We start from the raw sequence: 11,532 nt of genomic DNA, 5'->3' as shown, positions 1-11,532 counted from the left end.
TCTAGGCGCCCACGGCCGCGAACCCCCTCTCCAGGTCCGCGATGATGTCGTCGATGTCCTCCAGCCCCACGGACAGGCGGATGAACGAGGACGAGATGCCGAGCGCCTCCAGCTCCTCAGCGGTCAGCTGGGAGTGGGTGGTGGAGGCGGGATGCACCACAAGGGAGCGGACATCGCCGATGTTCGCCAGGTTGGAGAACAGCTCCAGGGCGTTGACGAACGCGGCGGCCTGCTCGAGGCCGCCCTCCAGTTCGAACCCGAGGACCGCACCGGCGCCCTTGGGGACGTACCGGTCCGCGAGCTCCTTGTACGGGGAGGAGTCCAGCGACGCCCAGGTCACGGACTTCACGCCCGCATGGCCCTCCAGGTGCTCGGCGACGGCGCGGGCGTTCTCCACATGCCGGTCCAGGCGCAGCGGCAGCGTCTCGATGCCCTGGGCGATGAGGAACGCGTTGAACGGGGAGACGGCGGCGCCGATGTCGCGCAGCAGCTGCGCGCGGGCGCGGCTCGCGAACGGCGCGGGGACGTCTGCGAAGCGCAGCCCGTTGTAGGACTCGTCCGGTTCGGTGAAGTTCGGGAACTTCTCGCCGTGGGCGGTGAAGTCGAAGGTGCCGCCGTCGACGATGGCGCCGGCGATGGCGGTGCCGTGGCCGCCGAGGAACTTCGTGGCGGAGTGGATGACCACGTCTGCGCCGTGCTCGAGGGGGCGCAGCAGGTAGGGGGTGGCGACCGTGTTGTCCACGATGAGGGGGACGCCGATGTCGTGGGCGGTGTCGGCGACGGCGCGGATGTCGAGGATGTTGTGCTTCGGGTTGGGGATCGTCTCACCGAAGAACAGCTTCGTGGTCTCGTCCGCTGCGGCGCGCCAGGACTCGGGGTCCGACGGGTTCTGCACCCAGTGGGTGGTGATGCCGAGCCGCTGCAGAGTGTGGGTGAAGAGATTCGCGGTGCCGCCGTACAGGGACGGGGACGCGACGATCGAGTCGCCGGCGCGGGCGACGTTGAGCACGGCGAACGTGATGGCGGCCTGCCCGGAGGCGACGAGGAGGCCGGCCGCTCCGCCCTCGAGGGCGGCGATGCGGTCCTCCACGGTGCCCTGGGTGGGGTTGGTGATGCGGGTGTAGATCTGGCCCGGTTCGGCGAGGGCGAAGCGAGCGGCGGCGGTGTTCTGGTCGGGGAACACGTAGCTGGTGGTCTGATGGATGGGCAGGGCGCGGGAGCCGTGATCGGAATCAGGGGTCTGGCCTGCGTGGATGGCGAGGGTGCTGAACTTGTGGGTCATGGAGCGATCCTCGCAGCGCAGGCGCGAGCGGGTCGAGGTCCGTGAAGGAACATGACAGGGGCGCCCGTTTAGGATGGCTTCAGCTCAGCCTCTGCACGGAAGGTTTTCCCTATGCCCAAGAAGACGCTCGTGATCGGCGCCGGCCCCGCGGGCCTGGCCGCCGCGTCCTATCTGAAGCGGGCCGGCCTCCCGTTCGATCTGGTCGACGGTCGCCCTCAGGTGGGCGGCGTGTGGTGCACCGAGGCGCCCGACGCCCCGGCATGGCCCGGCATGCGGATGCACTCCTCGAAGTCGATGACGGAGTTCGACGGCCTGCGCATGCCCGTCTCCTTCCCGACGTTCCCGACCGCGGAGCAGTACGGCATGTACCTGCGGGCGTTCGTGGCGCACGCGGACCTGTCCGAGGAGTTCGAGCCGAACACGCAGGTGCGCTCCGCTCGCTCGCTGAAGGAGGGGCTGTGGGAGGTGGAGTTCTCCACCGGTGAGGTCCGCCCGTACAGCGCGGTCATCGTCGCCACCGGGGCGTCGACGCGCCGCATCCTGCCCACCCAGCTGCGCTGGGATGTGGAGGACGCGGGTGTCCGCTGGATCCACTCCGATGATTACGCCGGCTCCGAGCAGACCCCGGAGGGTCGCGTCCTCGTGGTGGGCTCCACGCAGTCCGCCGCCGATGTCGCCGTGGATCTCGCTGGAGACCCGGACCGCCGCATCACGATGCTGTGGGAGGAGCGCCGCTGGGTGGTGCCCCGCTCGATCGGCCCCGTCCCGGCGGATGCGATCGCTTCGGCGAAGCCCGGGTTCCTCGGCCGCCTCAACGAGAAGATCGCGGCGAAGGCGGTGTCCGCTCTGCAGGGCGACCAGGAGGCGGCGGGTCTGCCGCTGCCGTCCACGCCGCTGCTGGAGTCCGAACCGGTGGTGTCCGATGAGCTGCTGCCGCTGGTGCGGGACCACCGCATCGCCCTCGCACTCGACGGCCGCCACCTGCCGCTGGAGTCGTTCGACCTGGTCGTGTTCGCGACCGGCCACGAAGCCGGGGTGGATGTCATCGACCCAGCGCTGACCGCGGACATGTACCTCGACACGTTCCCCCGCGACCGCGGAGACCTTGCGGTCCTCGGCCAGGTCAGCGCCACCACGGGCACGATCCCGCTGCTGCAGTCGCAGGCGGAGATCGCTGCCCTGCAGCTGCGCGCCCAGGCGATCGACCCGGCCGCAGCCGAGGAGTTCGCGCGCGTGCGGACGTCGTCCCGCGCCGGCCTCGAGGAGGGCCTGGATCAGGCCCGGTCGATCTTCGCGCGGGGCCGCGTGCGCCGCTGAAGCACCTGCACGATCGCGATGAGCGCCGCACCGGTCACGAGGGCCAGTGCGGCGCTTCGCTGATCTGCGAGCGCGTCGGCCAGCCAGGTGCGGCCGGTGGCGCCGAACCAGGAGGGCGCGAGCACGCGGTCGCTGATGGTGAGCGCGAAGCCCCATGCGGCGAACAGCGCCGGGAGGATGAGGACCGACGGGGCCCATGCCCGTGACACGGCGCCCCAGATGACACCGGCGACGACGGCGGAGAGGACCATCGCCAGGTGCGCGGTGTGGGTGTCCAGCGCTGCCCACAGCGCGGCCGGCCAGTGGTACCAGAGGACCATGATCGCCAGCGGCGCCGCGGTGAGGACCCAGCGGCGCCGCCCGGTGATCCGTGCGATCCACGCCGACGGCAGCAGGCGCGACAGGGGCAGGCCGACGGCGGCCAGCAGCACCAGGTGCTGAATGAGGTGCGCGGAGAACAGGACCTTGCCGTACACGGCGATGCTGCTGGACTGGATCAGCGCGAACAGGACCATTGCGGTGACGAGGGTTCGGCGGTGCGGAAGGTCCGCCCACAGCCATACGGCGATGAGGATGCCGGCGGTGAAGATCGCGAACACGTCCGGCCGCAGCTCGGTGAGGATCCCCCACTGCGGGTTCGGCGGCAGCGGGAACCCGGTGAGCAGGCCCGCCGGGCCGGGCACGACCTCCGCTTCGGGGGCGGGCGGCGGGGAGGAGCTCATGGCGGCGCCGAGGCCGACCGCGAGCATCATCAGCACGGCCTCGAGCCGGGCCAGGGCGATGAACCCGTCGGCCCGCTGGGCGATGAGGCGGCGCTGCCCCCAGCCGGCTGCCCCGAGCACGAGCAGCAGCAGGATCTTGCCGGTGGCGAGCTGCCCGTACGGGGCCGCCACCAGGTCGTTGACGGAGGTGATCCGCACCCAGAGCGCCCACACACCGGAGAGGGCGAGGACCGTCCAGGCGATCAGGGCGACGGCGGAGAAGCGCCGGATGATGCGGGCGCGCAGGGCGGCATCGTCCACGCGGATGAGCTGCAGGAGCAGCAGTGGCCCCACCCAGACGGCGACCGCGGCGAGGTGGAACAGCAGGGAGCTGGTGGCGGTCTCGTGGTCGGAGCCGCCGGAGGCGTGGCCGGTCATGGCCTTGCCGAACAGGGCCAGGGCCGCGAGGGCGCCGGTGATGACGGCGGTGCTGCGGCTGGTGCCGGTGAGGGCGGTGACGCTGGCGGCAGCAGCGAGGAGGATGCCGACGATGAGCCAGCGGCCGAGGTCGGAGGCGAGGTAGACCGGCAGGTCGGAGCCGAAGCGGCCGGATCCGAGGGACTGCCCGGTGGCGAGGGAGTAGGACAGCAGCAGGTGGGCGATGTCCCCGAGGGTCCACACGACGGCGGCGCCGGCGACGATCTGCAGGATGCGGGTGCGCTGAGGGCCGACGGGTGCCGCAGCGGGCAGGATCCACGCGGCGAGGACGCAGCCGCCGAGCACCAGCAGCATGGCGGTGTCCACCACGGTGCCGACCAGCGGCAGACCGTACTGGGTGAGGGGGCCGGCGGCGTCGAACAGGACCGCGGCGCTGCCCTCGGCGAACAGAGCGCCCGCCGCGGATACGGCGAGCGCCAGGATCAGAGCGGCGGCGAGGACGATCATGGGACCAACATAGTGCCCACCCAGAACGCCGCCATCGCACAGCCCATCGACAGGGTCAGGTACCCCACAGCGGTGACGGTGGAGGAGCGGCGCACCAGCATCAGCAGCTCGAGCGCAAACGTGCTCATGGTGGACATGCCGCCGCAGAAGCCGGTGGCGAGCAGCAGCAGGAGCGATTCCTTCAGCGGGTCGGTGGAGGAGCCGAGGATCCTCACCACCACGCCGAGCACGAAGGAGGCGAGGACGTTCGCGCTGAACGTCGCCCACGGGAAGTCGAGCAGGATGCGCTCATCGTCGGTGTCGCGGTCGATGAGAGTGAGCGACCAGCGGGCGAGCGCGCCGAGGCCGCCGCCGAGCATGACCATCGCCAGGGGCATCATGCGACCCTCCTCTTCGCTCCGGCGCGGCCCACGACGAAGCCGAACACGACCGAGAGGACGACCAGGCCGACGGTGAGGAACGCGTACTCCAGTGCCACCAGGGCGGCGTGACCGCCGATGATGGAGCCGACGCCGATGATGAACGTGGACAGGGAGGTGAAGCCGCCGCAGAACCCGACGACTGTCAGCGGCCGCACCCACCCGGGGGTGTCGGGGCGCGCGTCCAGGACACCGGCGATGAGGCCGGCGACCAGGCAGCCGATGACATTCGCGCTGAGGGTCGCGACGGGGATCTCCGCGAGCGTCGGCGTGACGGAGAACGGGTAGAGCAGTTCGAGGGACCAGCGCATCGCGGCGCCGAGGGCACCGCCGACGCCGACGAGCAGGGCGGTCAGCCCAGCGCCGGGTTCGGGCGCCTCGGCGGGGCGGTCATCGGCGAGGTCCGCGCTGGTGACGGCGTGGAACTCCGCCGTGTGCATCAGGTCGGAGCGGCGTGACGACCGTTCGGTCATGCCTCAGCCCCAGACCAGGCCCAGCTGGGGGCGTTCGAGGACGGCGGAGATGTCGCGCAGCAGTTCGGAGCCGAGCGCACCGTCGATGAGGCGGTGGTCGAAGCTGACGGCGAGCTGACAGATCCTCCGGGGCTCGATCCGGCCGTCCACCACCCACGGCTTCTCCTTGATCGCACCGAAGCCGACGATCACCGACTCCCCGGGGTTGAGGATCGGGGTGCCGGAGTCGATGCCGAACACACCGAAGTTCGTGATGGTGATGGTGCCGCCGCGGGTGGCGGACAGCGTGGTCTTGCCGGCGCGGGCGGTCTGCGCGAGCTCCGTGATGGACTGCGCCAGCTCCTTCAGGGTCATCAGGTGCGCATCCTTGATGTTCGGCACGATGAGGCCGCGCGGGGTGGCGGCGGCGATGCCGAGGTTCACGAAGTGCTTGTAGACGATCTCCTGCGCGTCCTCGTCCCAGGAGGCGTTGACCTCCGGGTTGCGGCGGATCGCCACGAGCACGGCGCGGGCGAGGACCGCGAGCGGGGAGATGTGGATGTCGGACCATTCGCGGGACGCCTTCAGCTGAGCGATCAGCTCCATCGTCTCGGTCATGTCCACTTCGTTGAACACAGTGACGTGCGGCGCGGTGAACGCGGAGGACACCATGGCTTCAGCAGTGCGCTTGCGGACCGACCGGATCGGGACGCGGGTGGTGGAGTCGTCGCTGGTGACGCCGGGGAACGGCTGACTGCGGGGCGCCTTCATCGACCCGGACAGGTCCTCGGGGGCCTGCGGGGCGTCATCGGGGAAGAAGTCGCCGTCGAGGGCGCGCTGGCTGGCAGCGAGGACGTCCGCGCGGGTGACGGTGCCGCCGGGACCGGTGGCGAGGACGTCGTGCAGCGCCACGCCGAGGTCCTTCGCCATCTTCCGCACGGGCGGTTTGGCGAGGATGCGGTCGATCGGCACCTGCTTCTGGTCATCACCGCTGGGGGCGGTGCGGCGGCGCCGGCGGGCGGTGGGAGCGGCGGCGCCGTACCCGACGAGGGTCTTCGGCTCCTCCGCTGCGGCGGCCGCGTCGTCACCGCCGGTCTCGGCGGCGGCCTGCGCACCCGCAGGGGCCTCACCAGCGACGGCGCCAGCTGCGGAGCCGGCGTCAGCGTCGGCGGCCGAGGCGTCGGCACTGCTGGCGGGGGCGGATCCGTCGGCCCCTCCCCCGCTGGTGTCGATGTCCAGCAGCGGATCGCCGACGGGGACCTCCTGGCCGACGGCGACGTGGATCGCAGCGACGGTGCCCGCCACGTGCGAGGGCAGCTCCACCGCGCTCTTCGCGGTCTCCACCGTGACGATGGGGTCGTTGATCTCGACCCGGTCGCCCACCTGGACGCGGATCTCGATGATCTCGGCCTCGGTCAGGCCTTCGCCCGGGTCGTTCAGCTGAACGGTGACGATGTCGCTCATAGCGGTCCCTCTCAGTACGCGAAGCTTGCGGTGACGGCGTCGAGGACGCGTTCGGCGTCCGGCAGGTAGTGGCGCTCCATCCGTGCCGGCGGGTAGGGCGTGGAGTAGCCGCCCACGCGCTGCACGGGCGCCTCCAGGTGGTAGAAGCACTGCTCGGTGACGCGCGCGGCGATCTCACCGCCGAGTCCGCCGAACACCGGCGCCTCATGGACCACCACGAGCCGGCCCGTCCGCTGCACGGACTCGATGACGGTGGGCATGTCGATGGGGTTCAGCGACCGCAGGTCGATCACCTCCACACTGCGGCCCTCCTCCTCGGCGAGCGCGGCCGCTTCCAAGGCGGTGGAGACCGTCGGCCCCCACGCGACCACGGTGGCGTCCTCACCGGGGCGGGCGATGCGTGCCTGGAACGCCGACTCCTCCGGGGCATGGTCGAGGTCGACCTCGCCGCGCAGCCAGTAGTGGCGCTTGGGTTCGAACACGATGACGGGGTCCTCGCATTCGATGGCCTGGCGGGTCATCCAGTAGGCGTCGTTCGCGGTGGACGGGGTGATGACGCGCAGCCCCGCCGTGTGCGTGAAGTACGCCTCCGGCGACTCCGAATGGTGCTCGACCGCACCGATCGCGCCGCCGTAGGGGATGCGGATGACCACGGGGACCCGCACACGGCCCTCGGTGCGGTTGTGCATCTTCGCCAGCTGCGTGGTGATCTGGTTGAACGCGGGGAACACGAAGCCGTCGAACTGGATCTCGCAGTTCGCGCGGTAGCCGCGGAACGCCAGCCCGATCGCGGTGCCGATGATGCTCGCTTCGCTCAGCGGGGTGTCGACCACGCGGTCGCCGCCGAACTCGTCGAACAGGCCGTCGGTGACGCGGAAGACACCGCCGAGGCGGCCCACGTCCTCGCCCATGATGAGGACCTTGTCGTCGGCGCGCATGGCATCGCGCAGGCCGAGGCCGATCGCCTTGGCGATGGGGAGCTTCTCGACCATCACTCGTCCTCCTCGAACTGGGCCTGGAACGCCTCGAACTGGGCGCGCTCCTCCTCGATCAGGGGGTGCGGTTCGGCGTAGACGTACTCGAACATCTCCCGCGGGTCCGGGTCCGGCAGCGCATGGATGTGGTGGTGCAGCTCCATCGCGAGGTTGTGGCCCTCCGCCTCGCAGGACTTCACGAAGTCGTCATCGATCTCGTCCAGGGAGTCGAGGTGGGCGCCCAGGCGCTTGATCGGGTCCTTCTGCCGCCACGACTCCTCCTCCTCGGAGGGCCGGTAACGGGTGGCGTCATCACTGGTGGTGTGCGCCGCCATGCGGTACGTGAGCGCTTCGATGAAGCGGGGGCCGCCGCCGGAGCGGGCCGCATCCATGGCGATGCGGGTGGCGGCGAGGACACCGAGCACGTCGTTGCCGTCCACGCGGGCCGACGGGATCCCCCACCCGCGGGAGCGCTGCGCGAGCGGCACCCGGGTCTGCACGGACGTGGGCACGGAGATCGCCCACTGGTTGTTCTGGGTGAAGAACACGGTCGGGGTCTGGAACGACGCCGCCCACGTGAACCCCTCGGACACTTCGCCTTCGGAGGACGCGCCGTCGCCGAACAGGGTGAGCACGGCCGTGTCCTTGTCCGGGTCGCCGGTGTCCACGAGGCCGTCGCGTTTGATGCCCATGGCGTAACCGACGCCCTGCGGCACCTGCGAGCCGAGCACGATCATGTACGGGTGCGTCTTCAGCGCCTTCGGATCCCAGCCGAGGTGGCTGACGCCGCGGAACATCTCCAGCAGGCGCCACGGTTCGATGCCGCGCGCCCACGCGATGCCGTGCTCCCGGTACGTGGGGACCAGGTAGTCGTGGGGGCGGCAGGCGTGACCGGCGCCGATCTGGGCGCCCTCCTGCCCCAGGGCGCTCGCCCACAGGCCCAGCTGCCCCTGCCGCTGCAGGTTCGTCGCCTCGAGATCGGCGGCGCGGATCATCACCATGTCCCGGTAGAAGCCGCGCATCTGCTCAGCGGTCACATCGGCGATGGCCGCATCCAGCTCCTCGTGCGGATGCCGGGTCCCGTCGGCCTCCAGGAGGCGGAGCGTGGGCTCCTCCTGCGGGGCCTGCGGGATGCTCGTTCGAAAAACAGTCACGGAATGAGACTATCGGAGGGCGCTGAGGCGAACCATTCGCCGACCACCGCGATCGTCCGGTCGTTCTCCTCGGCGGTGCCGATGCTGATGCGGGCCCCGTCGGTCCCGTAGGCGCGGACGACGAGGCCGCGCTCCCGCGCGAAGTCCGCGAACTCACCCGACCGCTCCGCCAGCGGGAGGAACACGAAGTTGCCGCCGCAGGCCGGGAGGTCCAGCTCCAGCGCTTCCACGATGCGCTGGCGCTCAGCGATGACGAACTCGACCCGTTCCTGCAGCTCAGCGGCAGCAGCGGGCTCGAGAGCGGCGACGGCCGCGGCCTGCGCGAGGGTGTTCGCCGCGAACGGCATCGTCACCAGGCCCAGGGCTGCGGCGAGCTTCGGGTGGGCAATGGCGTAGCCGAGGCGCAGCCCCGCGATGCCGTGCACCTTCGAGAACGTCTTCAGCCGCACCACGTTGCCGAACTCGCGGAACAGGGCGTCCGCATCGGGGTGGAGGTCGCCGGCGAACTCGCCGTACGCCTCGTCGAGGCAGACCGCGATGTCCGACGGGATCCTCTGCAGGAAGGACCGCAGCTCCTCGGTGGTGGCGCAGCTACCGGACGGGTTGTTCGGCGTGCACAGGAACACCAGGCGGGTGCGATCGGTGATCGCGTCCGCGATCGCGTCGAGGTCCACGCGGTGGTCCTCGGTGAGCGGGACGCGGACCTGGTCGCAGCCGTGGGACTGCACGATGATCGGGTACAGCTCGAAGGACCGCCACGGGAACACGACCTCGTCACCGGCGCCGGCGACGGCGCGGAGGATCTCCCCGAGCACGGAGGAGGCACCGGTGGAGACGTGGATCTGCGTCCAGTCCACACCGTGCTTCTCGGCGAGGGCGGTGCGCAGGGCGACGGAAGCGGCGTCGGGGTAGCGGTTGAGGCCGTCGACCTCGGCGACGACAGCGTCCCGCATCGCCGGCAGCGGCGGGAACGGCGATTCGTTGCTCGAGAGCTTCGCCGATTCGGCGGGGGCGGGCTTCCCGGGGACGTAGGCGGGGATGCCCTCCAGGCAGGCGCGTATGCGTGTCATCTCCTCAGTCATGGGGCCGATTCTAGGCACTGCCGCCATGAGATGATGGACCCATGCATCTTTCGGACATTCAGCCGCCCATTGCCCTGACCCCGCTCGACGGACGCTACCGCCCGCAGGTCGCCCCGCTCGTGGACCACCTCTCCGAAGCCGCCCTCAACCGTGCGCGCATCATCGTGGAGACCGAATGGATGATCCACCTCCTGGACAGCGAGGCCATTCCCGGCCTGCGCCTCCTCACCGATGAGGAGCGCGCCCTGCTCCGCTCCATCCCGGAGGGCTTCGGGGCCGACGGCATCCGCGAGCACGCCGAGATCGAACGCGAGACCGTGCACGACGTCAAGGCCGTGGAGTACTACATCAAGCGGCGCCTGACCGGCACCAGCCTGGAGGACCTCGCTGAGATCGTGCACATCTTCTGCACCTCCGAGGACATCAACAACCTCTCCTACGCCCTCATGGTCAAGGGCGCCGTGCAGGACGTGTGGCTGCCGGCCCTCAAGGGCATCATCGCTGACCTCGAGGAGCTGGCCCGCTCCTGCCAGGACGCGCCGATGCTGTCCCGCACCCACGGCCAGCCCGCCACTCCCACCACCCTCGGCAAGGAGATCGCGGTGTTCGCCTACCGCCTCCAGCGCCAGGCCCGCCGCATCGAGGCCGACGAGATCCTCGGCAAGATCAACGGCGCCACCGGCACCTACGCCGCGCACGCCGTGTCCGTGCCGGGCACCGATTGGCAGGAGGTCTCCCGCACGTTCGTGGAGCACCTCGGCCTCACCTGGAACCCCGTCACCACCCAGATCGAGTCGCATGACTGGCAGGCGGAGCTGTTCTCCGATGTGGCCCGCGCCGGCCGCATCCTGCACAACCTCGCCACCGACATCTGGACGTACATCTCGCTCGGCTACTTCCGTCAGCGTCTGTCCGCCCAGGGCGGCACCGGCTCCTCCACGATGCCGCACAAGGTGAACCCGATCCGCTTCGAGAATGCGGAGGCGAACCTGGAGATCTCCGGCGCTCTGTTCGACGTCCTGGCGCAGACCCTCGTCACCTCCCGCCTGCAGCGCGACCTGACGGACTCCACCACGCAGCGCAACATTGCGCCGGCGTTCGGCCACTCCCTGCTCGCCATCTCCAACATCGAGCGCGGCCTGAAGGGCCTGGATGTGGACACCGAGCAGATGCTCACCGATCTCGACCAGAACTGGGAGGTGCTCGGTGAAGCCGTCCAGTCGGTGATGCGCACCCTCGGTGTGCAGGGCGTGGAGGGCATGGATCAGCCGTACGAGCGACTGAAGGAGCTGACCCGCGGTCACCGTGTGGACGGTGAGGCGATGCGGGAGTTCATCATGGGACTCGGTCTGCCGGAGGAGGAGCAGGCGCGTCTGCTGGAGCTGACGCCCGCCGCCTACATCGGGCTGGCGCCGCGGATCCTGGAGCACCTCGATGGCTGACGAGGTGGGCCCCGGCTACCACGATGCGAAGTCCAAGTACCTGGCCCGCCTCAAGAGGATCGAGGGCCAGGTGCGGGGACTGCACCGCATGGTGGACGAGGACACCTACTGCATCGACGTGCTCACGCAGATCGCCGCCACCACGAAGGCGCTGGAGTCCGTCTCCCTCGCCCTCGTGGAGGACCATATGCACCACTGTGTGCATGACGCGGTCGCGTCCGAGGACAGCGCCGTCATCGAGGAGAAGCTCGATGAGGTCCTCGCCGCGATGCGCCGTCTCATGTGACGCACCGCGGCGCT

The 11,532-nt window shown here is 70.3% G+C and carries 11 protein-coding genes; 3 read left to right on the top strand and 8 right to left on the bottom strand.

The window, feature by feature from the left end; all coding sequences use genetic code 11:
* Position 1: 1 nt before the first annotated feature.
* Positions 2–1,282: an O-acetylhomoserine aminocarboxypropyltransferase/cysteine synthase family protein gene (locus R3I40_RS00575; protein WP_317700035.1), complete on the bottom strand. Its 1,281-nt coding sequence runs from the start codon at positions 1,280–1,282 to the stop codon at positions 2–4.
* 111 nt (positions 1,283–1,393) lie between these two features.
* Here R3I40_RS00575 and R3I40_RS00570 point away from each other — a divergent pair, with 111 nt between their 5' ends.
* Positions 1,394–2,599, top strand: a complete 1,206-nt coding sequence (locus tag R3I40_RS00570; RefSeq protein WP_183376265.1) for an NAD(P)-binding domain-containing protein — start codon at positions 1,394–1,396, stop codon at positions 2,597–2,599.
* Here the strand turns inward: R3I40_RS00570 and R3I40_RS00565 are convergent.
* Genes R3I40_RS00565 through R3I40_RS00535 form a run of 7 tightly spaced genes read right to left on the bottom strand, consistent with a single transcriptional unit; the run spans position 2,557 to position 9,790 of the window.
* Positions 2,557–4,245, bottom strand: a complete 1,689-nt coding sequence (locus tag R3I40_RS00565) for a CopD family protein (RefSeq protein WP_239376206.1) — start codon at positions 4,243–4,245, stop codon at positions 2,557–2,559. The two genes, R3I40_RS00570 and R3I40_RS00565, sit on opposite strands and share 43 nt — an antisense overlap.
* Positions 4,242–4,625: a fluoride efflux transporter FluC gene (locus R3I40_RS00560; protein ID WP_239376208.1), complete on the bottom strand. Its 384-nt coding sequence runs from the start codon at positions 4,623–4,625 to the stop codon at positions 4,242–4,244. Before R3I40_RS00560 ends, R3I40_RS00565 begins: the two co-directional genes overlap by 4 nt.
* Complete coding sequence (locus tag R3I40_RS00555) at positions 4,622–5,137, bottom strand: fluoride efflux transporter FluC (RefSeq protein WP_183376259.1); 516 nt, start codon at positions 5,135–5,137, stop codon at positions 4,622–4,624. The genes R3I40_RS00560 and R3I40_RS00555 overlap by 4 nt, the downstream gene beginning before the upstream one ends.
* Positions 5,138–5,140: 3 nt before the next feature.
* A complete protein-coding gene (locus R3I40_RS00550) occupies positions 5,141–6,580 on the bottom strand; it encodes a dihydrolipoamide acetyltransferase family protein (RefSeq protein ID WP_285262016.1) in 1,440 nt (479 codons plus the stop codon).
* Positions 6,581–6,591: 11 nt separating this feature from the next.
* Positions 6,592–7,572 (bottom strand): alpha-ketoacid dehydrogenase subunit beta, encoded by a 981-nt coding sequence (locus R3I40_RS00545; protein ID WP_285262017.1) that lies wholly within the window; start codon positions 7,570–7,572, stop codon positions 6,592–6,594.
* The gene (locus tag R3I40_RS00540) at positions 7,572–8,708 is read right to left on the bottom strand and encodes a thiamine pyrophosphate-dependent dehydrogenase E1 component subunit alpha (protein WP_317700034.1); all 1,137 of its coding nucleotides are present in this window, start codon (positions 8,706–8,708) and stop codon (positions 7,572–7,574) included. Before R3I40_RS00540 ends, R3I40_RS00545 begins: the two co-directional genes overlap by 1 nt.
* Entirely contained in the window at positions 8,705–9,790 is a 1,086-nt protein-coding gene (locus tag R3I40_RS00535; protein WP_285262019.1) for a histidinol-phosphate transaminase, read from the bottom strand. The genes R3I40_RS00540 and R3I40_RS00535 overlap by 4 nt, the downstream gene beginning before the upstream one ends.
* Positions 9,791–9,831: 41 nt before the next feature.
* Between R3I40_RS00535 and purB the strand changes: the two genes are divergently transcribed.
* A complete protein-coding gene (gene purB, locus R3I40_RS00530; protein WP_285262020.1) occupies positions 9,832–11,232 on the top strand; it encodes an adenylosuccinate lyase in 1,401 nt (466 codons plus the stop codon).
* Positions 11,225–11,518 (top strand): metal-sensitive transcriptional regulator, encoded by a 294-nt coding sequence (locus tag R3I40_RS00525; RefSeq protein WP_183376247.1) that lies wholly within the window; start codon positions 11,225–11,227, stop codon positions 11,516–11,518. Before purB ends, R3I40_RS00525 begins: the two co-directional genes overlap by 8 nt.
* Positions 11,519–11,532 lie beyond the last annotated feature (14 nt).

Origin of the sequence: Helcobacillus massiliensis, from assembly GCF_033106145.1 — a bacterium.
Lineage (GTDB): Bacteria > Actinomycetota > Actinomycetes > Actinomycetales > Dermabacteraceae > Helcobacillus > Helcobacillus massiliensis.
The sequence above is the reverse complement of the archived record's forward strand: the minus strand, read 5'-3'. Positions and strand labels throughout refer to the sequence as shown.